Raw genomic sequence first — 15,835 nt, 5'->3', positions numbered from 1 at the left:
AGGTTGCCGTGCTTCGCGTCGCGCAGGTCGCTCCAAACATTTTTCCCGTTCCCCCAGGCCATCACGGCGGCACCGAGCGGGTTGTGCACGATCTCAGCACAGCGCTACGAAGCTTGGGCGTGGAACTAACATTGTTTGCTTCTTCGGACAGTGCGACAGACTTGCCGCGCGTCGGCGACTATCCGAGCCTCGCCGCTCTGGAACGTCAATACGGGCGCGTCGCACCCGGGGTACCGGCTTCCCTGGACGCCCTGCAGCTGGAGGCCCTTTGCCGGCGGCTGGACGCGTTCGACATCGTTCATTGCCATGGCGAATTTGCGCATGCGGCTCTCCTGGGCGCGCGTCGCCGGCACAGCCTGACCACCATCCACTGGCGGGTGGACGAACTCGACCGGGCGCTTTTCTTTCAGGGCTTCCCCGACCTTCCCGTGGCGGCGATTTCGGCCGCGCAGGCCGCCGGCATCCCGGCCTCCAACCGGGCCGGCATCGTGCATCACGGCATTGACCGGACCCGCTACAGCCTTCGCGGCGTACCGGACGACCATGTCGCCTTCGTCGGCCGCATGACCGACCAGAAGCGGCCCGACGTGGCGATCCGCGTCGCCCGCGCCGCCGGCCTGCCGATCCGGCTCGGCGGCACGATCGATGTCGGCAACCCGGACTATTTCGATCAGCGGGTGCGGCCCCTACTCGGCACCGATGCGACCTATCTCGGGCCCGTCGACGATGCTCGGAAGGGCGAGCTCCTGGGGGCGGCCCGGGCGCTTCTGTTCCCGATTGACTGGCCCGAGCCCTTCGGCCTCGTGATGATCGAGGCGATGGCCTGCGGGACACCGGTGGTCGCCTGGAACCGAGGCTCGGTCCCCGAGATCGTCGAGGACGGGGTCACGGGCTTTATCGTCTCCACCGAGGCCGAGGCGGTCGCAGCCCTCGCCCGCATCGGGCAGCTCGACCGCGCAACAGTCCGCCGCCGATTCGAGGAACGGTTCACCGCCGAGCGCATGGCGCGGGATTACCTGGCCCTCTACCAGCGCCTGCTCGCCGCCTGATGCGCACAGCCCTTTTGACCTGGGACTACCCGCCATCCCCGAGCGGCCTGTCGACCGCGGCCCGGGAGATCGCCGAGAGCCTTGGGGAGGCCGGCGCGGCGGTGACGGTCTTCACCCTCGACCGGACCGGACATGAACAGACGGGCGGCGTCGCAGTGTCGGGCCTCGCCCTGGCGCCCGGAAGTCCCCTGGCGCGCCTGCGCCTCTGGGGCTCGGCCGGTCATCTCGCCGCCCCGCTCGCCTTCCGGCGCGCCGTCCTCGCCGCCCACGACGAGGCGCCGTTCGACGTCGTCGAGGCGACGAACTGGTACGCGCCGGCCGCGTTGCTGGCCGGCCGTCGAGATCTGCCGCTGGTAACCCGCAGCTCGACGCCGGCCACCTTCACACGCGACCCGGCCGGCAGCTTGCGGAACCGCCTCGATGGCTGGATGGCCGACGGCCTGGAGCGCCGACAGGCCGCGGGAAGCGCCGGGCTCATCGCCAACACGGCGGCGCACGGGGCGGCGGTCGCTCGAGCCTACGGCCTGACCGGACGGCAGCCCGAAGCGGTGATCGGTCTCAGCCTTTCCCCCGAAGTCACCGCTGCCGCGCGCAGCGCCCCCTATCCCCAGGCGGCGGAACCGGTCCGCCTGCTCTTCGTCGGGCGGGCGGAGGCGCGGAAAGGGTTCTGCGCCCTTCTCGGCGCGGCCGCGATCCTCGGTGCCGAGCATGCGCAGGGCGCGCTGCCCGCCTTTCGGCTTGACCTCGTCGGGGTCCCGCCAGACGATCTCCCGACCGATCTGCCCGAGGCTGCGCGGCGGCACATACAGGCTAGAGGTCGAATCGACGGCCTATCGCTGTCAGAGGCCTATGCCGAGGCCCATGCGGTGCTCGCGCCCTCACGCTACGAGAGCTTCGGACTCGTCTACCAGGAGGCGCTCGCCTACGGCCGACCGGTCGTGGCCTGCGCCGAGGATGCGAGCGCCCGCGCCTTCGTCGGCGCGCCCGGCGCCGGTCCCTTGGCCTCGGCAGCGACCGGACCGGCCCTCGCCGATGCCCTGCGCCCGCTCCTCACCGATCCGAACCTGCGCCGCGCCTATCGCACCCGCGCCCTGGCGGCGGCCGGGCGCTTCAGCCGGGCGAGCCTCGGGCGCGAGACCCTGGCGCTCTACGAACGGGCGATCGCGGCGGCGCGCGGCGGCTGATCGTGCAGCCGCCGCGGATCCGGCCTGCTCCGACCCGTCAGTCTGTGTAGGGACGCAGCAGCGCGGCCTCCTCCTCCAAACGTCCGCGACCGGGATCGAGCGCCTCGTAGCGTCGCGAACGTGCCCGCACATGGGCCGAACTGAGGCGGTGCTCGATCCAACCGTGCAGGGCGATGAGACTCCCGGGCCAGCCGCCGTCGAGAACAGGGCGCTCGTGGACGCGACCGGCGTACAGCAGACTGGTGCGATTCAACCGATACTGGACATCTGGGAAGACGTTCGAGAGGACACCGTCAACCCGGTTCGCCCGGGCGAGGCCAACGGAGACCACGCCTTCCGCCTCGGCGAGGGCCGCCAAGGGGGGTAGCAAGCGGCCGGTCGCCGGGTCGAGCGCCTCGTCGGCGTCGAGCTGCAGCATCCAGCCGTGGCGGGCGAAGCCCTGGAGGGCATTGCGCTGCGCGGCGAAATCCCCGTTCAGGGGTCGGGCGGCCACGCGCACCGCCCCCGCGGCGAAGCCCGCGACCATGACCGACTCCGCCGCCTGCGCCGGCTCGTCGATCAGGATCACGACGTCGTCCGTCCAGTCAGCCTGCACCGGCAGCGAGGCCAGGACCGCGTCCCGGTCCGCCGGACGGCAGATAAGGCCAAGGGACACCGGGCGTCCGTCGGCGGCTTCAAGGGCGAACAGCTCAGCTTCGGCCGCCCGGGTACCGTGGGGGTGCCGGAGCTCCGCGCGGCCGGCCTCGTCGCGGGGACAGGCGCCGAGCCGCCAACGGGTCGCGGCGCTACGCAGGGTGTAGAGGTCGAGGCCGTAGGGCGCTTCCCGGTCCGGCGCGAAGACGGGACCGGCGAGGCCTCGGGCCAGATGCGCGCGGCACGCCTCTGCATCCCCATTCTCCACGAGCAGGACCCCGCAGGCGTTGCAGGCCAGCGGGAAGGCGCGGCGCTCACCATCCGGATAGGACAGGGTCCGGTCACTCGGCCCGATCGTGGCGGCCGCACAGACGAAACACCGCCGCATGATCTCCTCTCCCGCGCCCGCGATCAGGCAGGAGAGGCCTGGATGCGTCCGGCCCGCGCCTTACCTTCGCGGTTCACATAACCCCTGCCGCACGTGCTCCCAGACGTCGACCCCCTCTTCGCCGGACGCGCCGGCCTGCCCGCCGACGGGTCCCTCGCCATCGTGGGCAACTCTTCCGGGACGGGTGCATGGGGAGCCGCGATCGATGCGGCCGACAGCGTGGTCCGCTTCAACAATGCGCCCGGTTTCGGCGCCGCCGGCCGCCGCATCACGCATCTCGCACTGGTCAACCGCGGCGGCCAGACGCGGGAATGGCTGGCGGACCGGAACTTCCTCGAGCGTCCGGTGGTCCGCGCCGCGCAGGCCTTCATCCTGCCCTTCCCGATGCTGCCGGCGGAGCACAACGTCCCTGAGCCGATCTGCTGGACCCGCGAGCTTCTAGCGCTGCTGCAACCGTCGGGCCGCCCGGTTCTCCTCCTGCCTGAGACGCTTCACCAGCAGGCTCACACCCTGCTCACCCCCCGCACGGCGGGACGCCCGAACCCGAGCACCGGCTTCCTCGTGACGCTCGCGCTGCTACTCGGCCGCCCGGCGAGTGCCAGACCGGCGCAGGCCTTCGGCTTCGGGTTCGACGGATGGCCCGGTCATCCCTGGGCGGCCGAGCGCGCGTGGTTCGCCGAGGCCGAGGCGGCCGGACGCATCCGTGTGCATCCGCCATCTCCGACCGAGCAATAACGTCATGACCACGCTGATCACCGTCCTGAAGGGCGGCGGGCGCTACGACGCCACCTGGGTCGCCCGTCTCGCAGGCGGCATCCGCCGCCATGCCCCGGCTTTCGAACGGATCGTCTGTCTTACGGACCTGCCAGTGGCCGTCCCGGGCGTGGAGACGATCCCGCTCCGGCACGCTTGGTCGGCTTGGTGGGCTAAGATGGAGGCGTTCCGGCCGGGTCTCAGCACGGGTCCGACCCTCCTGTGCGACCTCGATACGGTGCTGACCGGCCCGGCCGATGTCCTGGCCGAGCCCGGCTTCGCCGCAATGGAGGACTATTTCCACTCGGGTCGCCTCTCCAGTGCGTTGCTGCGCTGGTCCGGGGACGAGCTCGCATCGCTCTACACGACCTTCGCGGCCGACCCCGACCGCTGGATAAGCCCGGGGTCCTGCGGCCCCGTGCCGAACGCCGTGCATGGCGATCAGGTCGTCATCGACCACCTGCTGCGCCGGAGCGGCCGGCAACCGCATTTCATCCAGCGCCTCCATCCCGGCCTGCTCGATTTCTATGATCCCCGGCGCGACTCCCATGGCCCGGTCGTGATCTTCATCGGAGCGGCGAAGCCCGATACGGCGACTGGGGCCGTGTATGCTGCGTGGATGCGTAGCTGACGGAGGATTCCCGACGCCGTCTCGGCCGACGGCATCTGAAGCGTTGTTGTGATCAAGCCGGCCGCAGAGAGTACGACCTATCTGGTCCAGAAGCTCCGAAGCTGTCCTTTGCCTACGGGCCACATTCTCGCATGCCCCCACGTGGCAGTGGGTTGCGGTTCAGCAGGGCGAAGAATGTCTGCATTTCGGGCGGCATTCCGAAGCGGACTGGTGGGTTTCGGCCAAGGGCAGCCACCTGGGCCGAGGAAACATCGCAACGAACATGTCGAGCTAGTCGCTACTAATAAACCGAAGTTCGCGACCAGTGACTCCCTTCGTTAGCGATCAGAGGAACTCGCTCAATCGGCTGCGGTTGGCATGGCATGGCCATAGGCGCCCCGCAAATCAGTCGTCGGGTCATTGGAGACGTCGACACCAGCCAAGCTCACGTCCGGTGCTGCTATGCGGACCCAAGGCACGTCCGCGTCGAGGGGCGTGAGGCCCTCTTCTACGATCCCGCCACCGCCGCCGCGTCTCAAGCCGACATCGAGCGTGCTCGCGTCGCCTGCACGGTTCTGGCAATCCGGGTCGGGAGCTACGACTACGAGGGCATCTACGATGGGATCTAACTCGCCCGTACGTGCTGTCGTGGTGGTCGGAGCAGGCCTCGCGGCCCTGCGTGGGGCCGAGGCTATGCGCCAAGCCGGCTATACGGGTTCGCTCACGATCATTGGGGACGAGTCCTACCGCCCTTACGATCGACCGTCGCTCTCCAAGCACGTCCTGACCGGTCACATCTCCGCAGACGCGACGACCCTGCCGAGCAGCCTCGATGGTGATGTCGACTGGCGCCTCGGCAGTCCGGCTGCGCGCCTCGATCGTGCGGCACAGGTGGTCCACCTCGCCGACGGATCGGCCCTGTCCTACGACCGCCTGCTGATCGCCACCGGCACCCGCGCCCGGCCTTGGCCGAACCCGCACGAGCGCAAGCTCGCCGGTGTCCATTCCCTGCGGTGCCGGGACGATGCGGTCGCCTTGCGCGCAGCGCTCGTCGCCAGGCCGAAGCGCGTTCTGGTGATCGGCGGCGGCCTGATCGGCTGCGAGGTCGCGAGCGCCTGCCGGCACCTCGGCTTGCCGGTGACCCTGGTTCAGCCCGGCCCGGCACCGCTCGGGCGCGCGCTCGGCCGGTATATCGGCGAGATCATCGGCGCCATGCATAAGGTTCGTGGTGTCGAACTGCGACTCGGCGCCGAGGTCGAATGGTTGGAGGATGCGGACGGCCGGCTCGTGCGCGCGCACCTCGCCGACGGCACCGCGATCGAGGCCGACGTGGCGGTGACGGCGCTCGGCGCGGTACGCAACACCGAATGGCTCGCGGGATCCGGTCTGTCGTTCGACGCGGGGGGCGTCGACTGTGACGCGGACGGTCATGCGCTGGACGTGGATGGGCGGCCCGATCTCGCGATCGCGGCGGCGGGCGACGTCGCCCGCTTCCCGCACCCGCTCTACGGCGGGCGCCGCATCGCCGTGGAGCATTGGGGGCACGCGGTCGCGCAGGGCGTGCATGCCGGACGTGTGCTCGCCGGGGACAAGCCCGAACGGGGCTACGCCGCATTGCCCGCCTTCTGGTCCGGGCAAGCGGGCGTGACGATCAAGTCGGTCGGCTTGACCGACGGTGCGGACGCCATGACGATCGCGCACGGCGATCCAGCCGCAGGGCGCTTCCTCGCCCTCTACGGTCGGGCGGGACGGTGCATCGCCGCCGTGTCGGTGGATTGTGGGCGCTGGCTGCCGGCCTACGCCGCACTCATCGCCGAGAACGCGCCGTTTCCACCAAAGGGGGCCGCGACCGATCGGGCCGGCCCACTCAAGATCCTCGCGTCTGGCCTGACCTGACGCCCGTTCGCGGACATGCCATGGCCGACGCCAACCTCCTCGGGCAGATCAAAGACTACGCCAACCGCGCCGACCCATACCCACTCTACGCTCGCCTGCGTCGGAGCCCGGTCTCGCGCCAGGATGAAGTGGGCGAGGAGAGTGAGGCTCCGGGCGAAGTAGCGCGCAGCGTTTGGGTGGCAGCGAGCCACGCTGCCATCACGCGACTGCAGAACGACCCCCGCCTGAGCGTCGAGACCCAGCCGCCGACCAAGCGCCCGTCCACCGGCAACCCGGTGACCGACTACCTCGTCAACCCGATCAAGGACCGGATCACCGACCGACACCAGCCGTTCCTGTTCCGCGACCCGCCCGCGCACGATCTCCTGCGCGCCGCCACCGTGCGCCAGTTCGCCCCCGAGCGGGTCCACGCGATGCGAGCCCGCTCGGAGCGGCTGGTCGGCGAGATGCTCGACCGCAAAATCGGTGCGCGCGTGATCGACGTCGTCGACGACGTCGCCTACCCGCTGCCGGTCGCGGTGATCTGCGAACTGTTCGGGGTGCCGGACGGGGACGAGGCCCGGTTTAGCGATTGGTCGAGCCAGCTCGCCACAGCGGTCGAACCCGGTGTCGTGGTCAGCGACGAGGCCCGCATGGACAACGCCCGGGCCTTCGATGGCATCTCGGACTACCTCTCCGATCTCATCGCCGAGAAACGCAAGCGACCGCGCGACGACCTGCTCTCGGGGTTGGCCAACCAGGTCACTCAGGATGGCTATCGGATGGGCGACTTCGATCTGATCTCCACGGCGATCCTGATCCTGGTCGCCGGCCACGAAACCGCGGTGAACCTGATCGCCAACGCTTGGCTCACACTGCTGCGCCACCCGGACGAGCTGGCGCGCCTGCGCGCCGATCCGAGTCGCGCCCCGCGCGTGGTCGAGGAGGTGATGCGCTACGATCCTCCGGTGCAACTCGTCACCCGCAAGACGCTCAGCGCCATCGACATCGCCGGTATCACGATCCCCGCCGATGAGACGCTCATCCTGATGATGGCCGCCGGCAACCGTGATCCGGCCTCGTTCCCTGACCCGGACCGGTTCGATCCCGATCGCACCGGCACGCGCCATCTCGGTTTCGGCGGCGGCCTGCACTACTGCGTCGGCGCGCCCCTCGGCCGGTTCGAGGCGGAGGCCGCGCTGACTGCGCTGGCGCGCCGGCTGAAGGCCCCGCACCTGATCGAGGATCCGCCGCCCTATCGTCGCCCGGCGACCCTGCGCGGACCGGAGCGTCTGCGGGTGGCTGTCGAGGGGATCCTCTAGCCTGCTTCAGCGCCTGACAGCACGAGTCTCAACCGGGTGCCTCGCACCCACGCCGACCATGGGTCTAGATGCGACGAGGTCTTGCAGGCTCTCTTGCGGGATCATCGAAGTAGAGGCTTTGGCTCGAAACCAGGGCTCGCGCTTCAGGTGTGAACCCGGCTACGAGTTGCTCAAGCTCGATCGTGGCGGGCGTAGGTAGCTGGCATGCCCGACACCCATCCCCTGATCCAGCGTCCAGGTCTGCGGGGCGCGCGTCCGCTCGCCGGGCTGCCCAGTTCGCCGCTCGCTTACGCCCTGCTCGCCGTAGCCTTGACGGCGGTCGGGTGGAACTTCGTGGCCGGCGACGCCGCACGTCGCGAAGGGCTGCACCGCAGGGAGTTGATCAGCCACAGCGAGCGCTTGCTCTCGACGATGAAGGATTTGGAGACCGGCATGCGCGGCTACGCGCTCACCGGCAAGCCCGAGTACCTCGAGCCCTATGCCGATGCGCTGGGTCGCATCCCCAGTGAGGGCGCCTTCCTCGACACCCTCGACGGTGGCTCTTCCGATCCTGCGATCGCAGCACTTGCCACCGTGCGCAAGCTGATCGGCGATGAGACGGTGTTCTCCGACAGGGTCGTCACTGCACGGCGTGACCAGGGGTTCGACAGCGCAGAAGCCCTGATCGAGACTGGCGCGGGCAAGCGCCTGATGGACGCGATCCGTGCCGCCACCGCGACGGCCAACCGATCCGCCGGAGAGGCGTTGGCGGAGAACGACCGTCGCGACAACCTGCGCTACACAGCCCTGACGGCGTTCAGCTTGCTGTGCGCGACCCTCGCGATCGTGCTTCTGGGCCGCCTCGCGATGGTTCGGCGCCGCGAAAGCCAGCGCAGCAGCGGACTGTTCGAGGGCGTGCTCGCCAATGCCCCGGTCGGGCTCGGCTTCCTCGACGGCGGGTTCAACATCCGCCACATGAACCGCGCGCTGGCGACGATGAGCGAGCGCGGCTTCGGCGCAGATCTCGGCGCACCGATCTGGACGCTTCTCCCGAGGCTGGAAGACCAGCTCACCCCGCTACTGGAGGCGGCGCGCGACCACGGCCTCGTCAGCGCCGACGTGCCGGTGAGTGTACCGAGCGAGAGCGCGCCGGGCGGGACGCGCCATTTCCGCATGAGCTTCTACCCGCTGAGCCAGGATGAAGGGTCGGCGGTGGCCACCGGCGTCGGCCTCGTGGTGGCGGACGTGACCATGGCCGTCCAGTCCGAAGCCCAAGTCCGCGCGGGCGAGGCGTTACTCCGGACTGTTCTCGACACACTGCCGGTGGGCGTGCTCATCGCCGAGGCACGATCCGGACGGATCACCGGCCACAACGCCCGCGCCGAGACGATCCTCGGGCACGGGGTACTGCCCGCGCAACCCGGCGACGAGCCTGAGCGCTGGGTCGGCTTCCACGAGGATGGCCGGCCGGTCGAGCCGAGCGAGTGGCCGCTGATCCAAGTGGTGCGCGCCGGCGAGCCGCAGTCCGAGCTGGAAGTTGACTATCAGCGCGGCGATGGTGCCCGCGCCTGGATCGGCTTCGCCGGCGCGCCGATGCGGGCGGCCGACGGCGCGCTCGTCGGTGCTGTCGTGGTGGTGTCCGACATCGACGCGCGCAAGCGCTCGGAGCACGTCCTCGCGGCGGCGAAGGACGCCGCCGAGGAGGCCAATCGCGCCAAGTCCGAGTTTCTGGCCAACATGAGCCATGAGCTCCGCACCCCGCTGTCGGCGGTGATCGGCTACTCGGAGATGCTGCAGGAGGAGATGGAGGACGCCGGCCAGGCGGACCTGCTGCCCGACATGAAGAAGATCGAGGCGAACGCGCGCCACCTGCTCGGGTTAATCAATGACGTGCTCGATCTGTCGAAGATCGAGGCCGAGCGCATGGAGGTGTACCCGGAGAGCCTCGACGTCGCCGCGACCGTGCGCGACGTCGCCGCCACGGTGGAAGCTTTGGTGGAGAAGAAGGGCAACGCCCTGGTCCTCGACATCGCGGACGGGCTCGGCAGCGCGTACACGGACGCGACCAAGCTGCGCCAGTGCCTGATCAACCTGCTGAGCAACGCGGCAAAGTTCACGGACGGCGGGCAAATTACGCTGACGGCACGCCGGCAGACCGACGCCGAGGGCGATCGGCTGGTGTTCGCGGTAACCGACACCGGCATCGGCATGAGCGAGGAGCAGGCGTCACGCTTGTTTCAGCGCTTCAGCCAGGCCGACGCCTCGACCACACGGCGCTTCGGCGGCACGGGGCTGGGCTTGGCGATCACCCGGGCGTTCGCGCACATGCTCGGCGGCGACATCGCTGTCGAGAGCCGCGAGGGCGCTGGCACGACCTTCACCCTGACGCTGCTGCGAGCGTGGCCGAGGGCGAGGAGAAACAGGCGCAGGCGAGATCCCCGCGGGCGCCGCAACCCTCGGCCGAGTCGATAGCGGGCAGTGAGGTCTTGGTCATCGACGACGATCAGGCCACCCGCGACCTGCTCGCGCGTTTTCTGGCCCGAGAAGGCTTCCACGTCGCGACGGCGGGTGACGGACTGGCCGGGCTCGAACAGGCGCGCACGCGGCGTCCGCGCGTGATCCTGCTCGACGTGACCATGCCGCGCATGGACGGATGGACCGTGCTGCGCACCCTGCGCGCCGACCCGGAGCTCGGCGATCTGCCGGTGATCATGGTCACAGTGCTCGACGAGCAGAACCTCGCGTTCTCGCTCGGGGCGACCGACTACCTGCAAAAGCCGGTCGACTGGACGCAGTTGAAGGAAGCGATGGAACGGTTCCGGCCAAAACCCCACGCCGGGCCGGTGCTGATCGTGGACGACGACGCCGACCTGCGCGCGTTGATTGCCTCGCAGCTGACCCGGGACGGCTGGCAGGTGGTCACGGTGGCCGACGGTCGGGCCGGCCTGACGGCGGTCGGCGAGCACCGGCCGCGGTTGATCCTGCTCGATCTGATGATGCCGGAACTGGATGGCTTCGGCTTCCTGCGCCTGCTGCGTACCCGCCCGGAGTGGTACGACATCCCCGTCGTCGTGCTAACGGCCAAGGACGTCACGGCGGACGACTTCCGCCAGTTGGCCGGGCAGGCCGACCGCGTGGTTCAGAAGGCCGGATTGTCCTTCTCCGACCTCTCGGCGCTGCTGAAAACGCTCTACGGAGCCGATCCCACCGAGCATCAGCTCGGTGGGCCGGGGTCGGATCAGGCCGATGGGACCGAATGACCACGACGTCCGAGTGATCGGCTTGTCGGCGCATCCACCGGATCAAAGATGCGGATCGTCGGCCGCTCGGAGCTTGCCCGCGGCGATGGCCGTCCGGAACGCCTGATAGTCCGCCTCGTTCCGATCGCCGTAGGCCATCGCCCAATCGGCCAGGGCCACCCGCAGGTCGGCGCGGTCGTCATGACCGCAATAGCCCGCGATCGCCGCCGCATCCCCGGTCCGCGCGTGGGCCTTGGCCAGCAGCGCGCCGTAGGCGTGCGAGAAGTACAACAGCGACCGACCCGTCATGCGCGCGACCGGGATCTCGCCCTTCATGTTCTTCATCTGCCGCACGTAGAACGGCCGACCCTCGATCTTCGTCCAGCCCAGCAACGGATCGCCTACCGCCTGTAGCAGGCGCTGGCCGTAGATCACGCGCTCGCCCTCGTGATCGGCATAGGGCTTGGGCATGCCACGCACGTACGGCGCGTGGGCCGGTCGCACGGCTTCCTTGACCTGGAGGAAGAGCGCGTCCTGATCCGAGTTGCCGCACAACAGCGCGACGTAGGCGCGGGTGCCGACGCTGCCGACGCCGACGACGCGGTGCGCGACGTCGACCACGTGATAGCGGCTGAGCATGAACCGCCGCTCGCGCGGCAGCGTCTCGGCGTAACGCTCCAGGCCGGTGGTGACGGCCTCGCGCGTGGCCTCGTCGACGCGGACGAGGATCGGCGATTCCTCGCGGAAGCGCCAGCCGCCGTCCGTGCGCCGCTCGCCCACCCGATCGAGCAAGCTGGTGTTGTTCTTCCGCCGCGCCTTCTCGACGGCCTTGCGCACCACGGCTCGCGAACGCGCGTCGATCTCGATGCCGGCGAACGCGAGGTCCTCGGCGCGCGCCGCGCGCTGCCAGACGTCGAGCGAACCGCGCGGGGCGAGGTCGTCCATCGTGTGCTGATAACCCGCCACCGCGCTCAGCGCGGCCTGGCGCCGTTCGGCCGGCGGGACATCGGCATCCCGCGCGGCGACCTCGATGCTCGCGCACAGGCGCTTCAGGTCCCACTCCCACGGCCCGACCGTGACCTCGTCGAAGTCGTTGAGGTCGAGCACCACCTCGCCCTGGGGTGAGCCAAACAGGCCGAAGTTCGAGATATGGGCATCGCCGTTCATCACCACGTCGATGGCGCCGCGCGGTCCCTGTGCGAGATCCCAGGCCATGACCTGTGCGGCCCCACGCAGGAAGGCGAACGGCGAGGATGCCATGCGGGCGACCCGCAGCGGGATCAGGTGCGACTGCCGCCCCTGGTGGGCCGCCTCGATGAGCGCGACCGGGTCGGGACGGTCGCGGGCGAGATCAAACGCGGCCTGAGTTGAGTGCGGCAGTTCCAAGCGCAGGATCTTACCGCTGGCGCGGCGCTTCTCCCACGGCTCCACGCCCGAGCGCAGGTCGATGTGTGGGAAGTCCGCCAGGGGTTCGAGGACCGCCTCTTCGGCAGCTTCGATCACCGCCTCATGCTCATCGACCGCCGCCGAGGTATCCGTGGGATGCGCTGACCGTTCCATCGACCTCGTCCGACCGCCTCAGACCACACCAACGGTTCGACCAGGGAATAAACCCTTCGGCTCAACGTGGACTTAACCGCACACCCCGGCCGAGCGGCGATCCGGCCGTGACAAGGCCCACTGCCTGCTCCAAGCCTCCTCGCGCGACCGTTTGGGGTAGCCGATTTGGTGTTGGAGCGATCATTCTCGACCGCAACCAGTAAGACTATCGCCCGCGGGAGATCAGCTTAGCGGTCGACCGCTCACCACAAACCCGAGGCGCCTACATAGTCGCCGTATGTGCGCGTCAGCTTAGATTCCCTCGTAAGCAGGTGTATCGCATGGAGAAGACGTTCACCGCCCAACGCGAGGATCGCCCTGGCACAGCGTGGCTCGAACGCTTCCGGGCGGGGCGGGACGAAGCCGAGCGGTGGTATTTCGGAGAGGGGAACGCCGAACGCCCATCGGCTTCCGAGTGCCGTGCCGCCCTGCTGCGGCACATGCCGGAACTTGTCCCGCACTACGATCACGTGTGCGGGCTGGTTGGAGACGACGACCTGGCTCACCGCATCCTCAGCCACTATCGCCCGGCACCTCGCCCGCAGGGTTGCAGCCAAGCCGTGTGGCTGGGCGACGAAGGTCCAGCTCTGGTTCGCAACTACGATTATCCCCTCCCCATCATCACCGGGCGCATCGAACTCACCGCGTGGTCCCAGCGGCGCGTGATCGCGATGGCGCAACGACCCTGGGGCGGCTGCCTGGATGGGATGAACGACGATGGACTGGTCGCCAGCTGTACGCTCGGCGGTATGGCCAGGCGCGGGCTGGGCTTCGCCATCATCCTGATGCTCCGCTACGTGCTTGAGACGTGCGGGTCGGTCGGCGAGGCCGTCGCCGCCTTGTGCCGCATCCCGGTCACCCAACTCCACAACGTCACGCTACTCGACGGGACGGGCGAGCATGCCACGCTCTTCCTCGGACCCAGGCGTGAGCCCACTGTGACGTGGCTGAGGACATGCACGAACCATCAAGAGCGGGCGTCACCTGCGTCAGGGTCGTTCCTACGCCAGAGCGTGCTCGACGATGCTCTGGGTGATCCTTCCAGCACGTTAACGGGGCTGACGGCACTCTTCTTCGAGCCGCCGCTGTACTCGCGGAAAGTCGCGTTCACCACAGCCTACACAGCCGTGTACCGACCTGCAGAAAAGCGCGTCGATTATCTCTGGCCCGGGCAGCGTTGGAGCCAGACATTCGAGTGTTTCGTACCTGGGGCGTACAAGCACGACTATGGCGATCTCGAGCGGTGACCGCGGGTGAGGCGTACGTAGTTGCTCGCTTCTTGCACGTGAAGCTCGCCGCCTGGATCGCGGCTTCTCCTCGATCCAGGCGGCGAGCTTCACGTGCAAGGCCGTTAGTCCGCTTCGTCAGCCTTTCTGCCCGGAAGCAGACTTGCTGCTTTCGGCCAGACTACGCCACGCTGGATTGTCGATGAGCGCAAAAGCCGCCGTTCGGCTCTGCGCCCATCCCGGTCATACAGCGGCGCCAATGCGATGCCCCGAAGCGGACGCGCGATCAGCGAGATGAAGCGTTTAACCCGGTTGGAGCCCAAAGTCGGCCTGACCGCGGTCAGCGGACGAAGCTGATGGGCCGGCCAGTGTCGGGGTTAGAGGATGACGCCCATGGCGAGGCCGTAGATCGCCCGCAGGCGGTCGGCGGTCATGATCCCGGCTGGGGGCCGCGGGCGATCAGCCGGCCGGTATCCAGCGCCAGGATCTCGTCGCAGAAGCACACGGCCATGTTGACGTAGTGCAGCACGACGACTCCGAGGCCGCGCTCGGCCGACAAGCGCCGCAGGAGGGCCAGCCCCTCGACCTGATGGCCGACGTCGAGCAACGAGATCGGCTCATCGAGGAGCAGGCACTCGGCATCCTAGGCCACCAGCATGGCAAGCTAGGCGCGCTGGCGCTCGCCCCCCGACACCGTGCGCAGCGCCGACACGCTGTCGGGGACGGGGGCATGCGAATGCTGCTGGCCCGGGCGCTCGCCGTCGAGGCCGCGTGGCTCCTGGCCGATGGGCCGATCACTGCGCTCGATCCCGGCCATCAGCTCGACGCGATGGCGCTGCTGCACGCCGTCAGCCGCAAGAGGGTCGGCGGCGGCGGCGTTCTGCACGACCTGATGCTGGCCGCCCGGTTCTGCGACCGGGTGATCGTCCTCGACGGCAAGGTCCCCGCCGACGGACCGCCCGTGACCGTGCTGGACAACGCGCTGCTGGCGCGCGTGTTCGGCCTCAGTGTCGAGCGCGGGACGTGCGCTGACGGCACACCCTACCTCCTGCCCTGGAGCCGCCCGGGGCCCGTCCGGCAAGGAGATGGTTGATCGTATCGATATTCGCGTCGCTGATCGCCGGCGTCTAGGGGTCGGGCGAGCGAGGTCCTGGGAGGGGGCAATGCCGGAAGCCTTGGACGGACTGGCCGTTAAGCACGTCGAGAGCGCCCGACGCATCTATGAGACCAAATTCTTCCCGATCTCGAATGCGGCCTGCGTCGCCGGAGGACCGTGACGGCTCGGTCAACGGTCGCGGCGCGCCGGAGGATGCGGGATGTGCGGAGCGAACTGCCAGCCTGAGCCGAACTGCCGGCGCGCAGGCGCGGTGCGTCGGGGTTCAGCTACGCCCCCTCTGCCGCCGTTCACCGTCCGGAACGAACGGCGCCAGATCGACCGGCGCCCCCGGAGCGCGCCCGCGGACGGCGACCCGCGCCTCTCCCCCCTCCGCCGCCTCCTCCCGCTCGACCCGGTCCGCATTGTCCTGGAGGCGCGCCAGGATACCAAACAACTGCTCGGTCTCGGCCTCCGTCAGCGTCTCCAGGAAGCGGTGGTGCCGGCGCTGCTTGGCGCCCCAGACCCCGGACCAGGTGACGCGCCCGGATCTGGTCAGCGTGAGGATCTGACGTCGACCATCGGCGGCATCGGCGCTCCTGGCGACGAGGCCGACCTCGGTCAGCTTGGCCACGGCGCGCGAGACGAGCCCCTTGTCCATGAGCGCGGTCCCGGCGACGTCGACGGCGAGGACGGGCTCGTAGTGGCCGATCACGTTCAGGACGTGGACCTCGGCGACGCTCAGGTCGAAATGGCGCAGGTAGTAGCGGACCGCGCTCCTGTTGTAGCTGCTGGCTAGCCGGCCGATGTTGAAGGTAATGTTGTCTAGCAGGCGGTACTCGCCGCGGGGCAGCGGCCGGACGAGCTTGGGGACGTCACCCATGC

At 69.3% G+C, this 15,835-nt stretch carries 13 protein-coding genes and 1 pseudogene; 10 read left to right on the top strand and 4 right to left on the bottom strand.

Annotation, left to right across the window (positions count from 1 at the left end):
• Positions 1–8 precede the first annotated feature (8 nt).
• Positions 9–1,049, top strand: coding sequence for a glycosyltransferase family 4 protein (locus MMSR116_RS30975; protein ID WP_010686984.1), 1,041 nt, complete (start codon positions 9–11; stop codon positions 1,047–1,049).
• Positions 1,049–2,233 (top strand): glycosyltransferase family 4 protein, encoded by a 1,185-nt coding sequence (locus tag MMSR116_RS30970; RefSeq protein WP_010686985.1) that lies wholly within the window; start codon positions 1,049–1,051, stop codon positions 2,231–2,233. The genes MMSR116_RS30975 and MMSR116_RS30970 overlap by 1 nt, the downstream gene beginning before the upstream one ends.
• 37 nt (positions 2,234–2,270) lie before the next feature.
• Here the strand turns inward: MMSR116_RS30970 and MMSR116_RS30965 are convergent, their stop codons facing one another.
• Positions 2,271–3,254: a hypothetical protein gene (locus MMSR116_RS30965; protein WP_010686986.1), complete on the bottom strand. Its 984-nt coding sequence runs from the start codon at positions 3,252–3,254 to the stop codon at positions 2,271–2,273.
• A gap of 93 nt (positions 3,255–3,347) precedes the next feature.
• Between MMSR116_RS30965 and MMSR116_RS30960 the strand changes: the two genes are divergently transcribed.
• The 6 genes from MMSR116_RS30960 (at position 3,348) to MMSR116_RS32160 (ending at position 11,053) form a co-directional block, all read left to right on the top strand.
• Positions 3,348–3,989: a hypothetical protein gene (locus MMSR116_RS30960; RefSeq protein ID WP_010686987.1), complete on the top strand. Its 642-nt coding sequence runs from the start codon at positions 3,348–3,350 to the stop codon at positions 3,987–3,989.
• Positions 3,990–3,993: 4 nt separating this feature from the next.
• A complete protein-coding gene (locus MMSR116_RS30955; RefSeq protein ID WP_010686988.1) occupies positions 3,994–4,638 on the top strand; it encodes a hypothetical protein in 645 nt (214 codons plus the stop codon).
• Positions 4,639–5,235: 597 nt separating this feature from the next.
• Positions 5,236–6,513 carry an NAD(P)/FAD-dependent oxidoreductase gene (locus tag MMSR116_RS30950; protein WP_010686989.1) on the top strand — a complete coding sequence of 426 codons (1,278 nt, stop codon included), beginning with the start codon at positions 5,236–5,238 and terminating at the stop codon, positions 6,511–6,513.
• A gap of 20 nt (positions 6,514–6,533) precedes the next feature.
• Positions 6,534–7,814 (top strand): cytochrome P450, encoded by a 1,281-nt coding sequence (locus MMSR116_RS30945; RefSeq protein ID WP_010686990.1) that lies wholly within the window; start codon positions 6,534–6,536, stop codon positions 7,812–7,814.
• Positions 7,815–8,018: 204 nt separating this feature from the next.
• A complete protein-coding gene (locus tag MMSR116_RS30940) occupies positions 8,019–10,265 on the top strand; it encodes an ATP-binding protein (RefSeq protein ID WP_244625572.1) in 2,247 nt (748 codons plus the stop codon).
• Between the two features lie 14 nt (positions 10,266–10,279).
• Positions 10,280–11,053: a response regulator gene (locus MMSR116_RS32160; RefSeq protein WP_244625571.1), complete on the top strand. Its 774-nt coding sequence runs from the start codon at positions 10,280–10,282 to the stop codon at positions 11,051–11,053.
• Between the two features lie 42 nt (positions 11,054–11,095).
• Here the strand turns inward: MMSR116_RS32160 and MMSR116_RS30935 are convergent, their stop codons facing one another.
• The gene (locus MMSR116_RS30935) at positions 11,096–12,592 is read right to left on the bottom strand and encodes a DUF2252 domain-containing protein (protein WP_010686991.1); all 1,497 of its coding nucleotides are present in this window, start codon (positions 12,590–12,592) and stop codon (positions 11,096–11,098) included.
• A 320-nt stretch (positions 12,593–12,912) separates the two neighbouring features.
• On the opposite strand from MMSR116_RS30935, the gene MMSR116_RS30930 reads away from it, so the two are divergent.
• A complete protein-coding gene (locus tag MMSR116_RS30930) occupies positions 12,913–13,878 on the top strand; it encodes a C45 family autoproteolytic acyltransferase/hydolase (RefSeq protein ID WP_010686992.1) in 966 nt (321 codons plus the stop codon).
• 319 nt (positions 13,879–14,197) lie between these two features.
• Here the strand turns inward: MMSR116_RS30930 and MMSR116_RS30925 are convergent.
• Positions 14,198–14,554, bottom strand: a pseudogene (locus MMSR116_RS30925) (Fe3+-hydroxamate ABC transporter ATP-binding protein FhuC); the annotation flags it as partial.
• A 33-nt stretch (positions 14,555–14,587) separates the two neighbouring features.
• Between MMSR116_RS30925 and MMSR116_RS30920 the strand changes: the two are divergent.
• Positions 14,588–14,950, top strand: coding sequence for an ABC transporter ATP-binding protein (locus tag MMSR116_RS30920; protein ID WP_039894745.1), 363 nt, complete (start codon positions 14,588–14,590; stop codon positions 14,948–14,950).
• Positions 14,951–15,236: 286 nt separating this feature from the next.
• Here MMSR116_RS30920 and MMSR116_RS30915 read toward each other — a convergent pair whose 3' ends face one another.
• On the bottom strand, positions 15,237–15,833 hold the full coding sequence (locus MMSR116_RS30915) for a MarR family winged helix-turn-helix transcriptional regulator (RefSeq protein ID WP_010686995.1): 597 nt from the start codon (positions 15,831–15,833) through the stop codon (positions 15,237–15,239).
• Positions 15,834–15,835 lie beyond the last annotated feature (2 nt).

It is taken from the genome of Methylobacterium mesophilicum SR1.6/6, from assembly GCF_000364445.2.
In the GTDB taxonomy this organism is placed as follows: Bacteria; Pseudomonadota; Alphaproteobacteria; order Rhizobiales; family Beijerinckiaceae; genus Methylobacterium; species Methylobacterium mesophilicum_A.
The sequence above is the reverse complement of the archived record's forward strand: the minus strand, read 5'-3'. Positions and strand labels throughout refer to the sequence as shown.

Excerpts from the sequence above, each read along its gene's own strand:
- MMSR116_RS30970 (WP_010686985.1), top strand. The coding sequence starts at position 1,049 with ATGCGCACAGCCCTTTTGACCTGGGACTACCCGCCATCCCCGAGCGGC.
- MMSR116_RS30955 (WP_010686988.1), top strand. The coding sequence starts at position 3,994 with ATGACCACGCTGATCACCGTCCTGAAGGGCGGCGGGCGCTACGACGCC.
- MMSR116_RS30935 (WP_010686991.1), bottom strand. The coding sequence starts at position 12,592 with ATGGAACGGTCAGCGCATCCCACGGATACCTCGGCGGCGGTCGATGAG.
- MMSR116_RS30920 (WP_039894745.1), top strand. The coding sequence starts at position 14,588 with ATGCGAATGCTGCTGGCCCGGGCGCTCGCCGTCGAGGCCGCGTGGCTC.
- MMSR116_RS30945 (WP_010686990.1), top strand. The coding sequence starts at position 6,534 with ATGGCCGACGCCAACCTCCTCGGGCAGATCAAAGACTACGCCAACCGC.
- MMSR116_RS30950 (WP_010686989.1), top strand. The coding sequence starts at position 5,236 with ATGGGATCTAACTCGCCCGTACGTGCTGTCGTGGTGGTCGGAGCAGGC.
- MMSR116_RS30915 (WP_010686995.1), bottom strand. The coding sequence starts at position 15,833 with ATGGGTGACGTCCCCAAGCTCGTCCGGCCGCTGCCCCGCGGCGAGTAC.
- MMSR116_RS30940 (WP_244625572.1), top strand. The coding sequence starts at position 8,019 with ATGCCCGACACCCATCCCCTGATCCAGCGTCCAGGTCTGCGGGGCGCG.
- MMSR116_RS30930 (WP_010686992.1), top strand. The coding sequence starts at position 12,913 with ATGGAGAAGACGTTCACCGCCCAACGCGAGGATCGCCCTGGCACAGCG.
- MMSR116_RS30965 (WP_010686986.1), bottom strand. The coding sequence starts at position 3,254 with ATGCGGCGGTGTTTCGTCTGTGCGGCCGCCACGATCGGGCCGAGTGAC.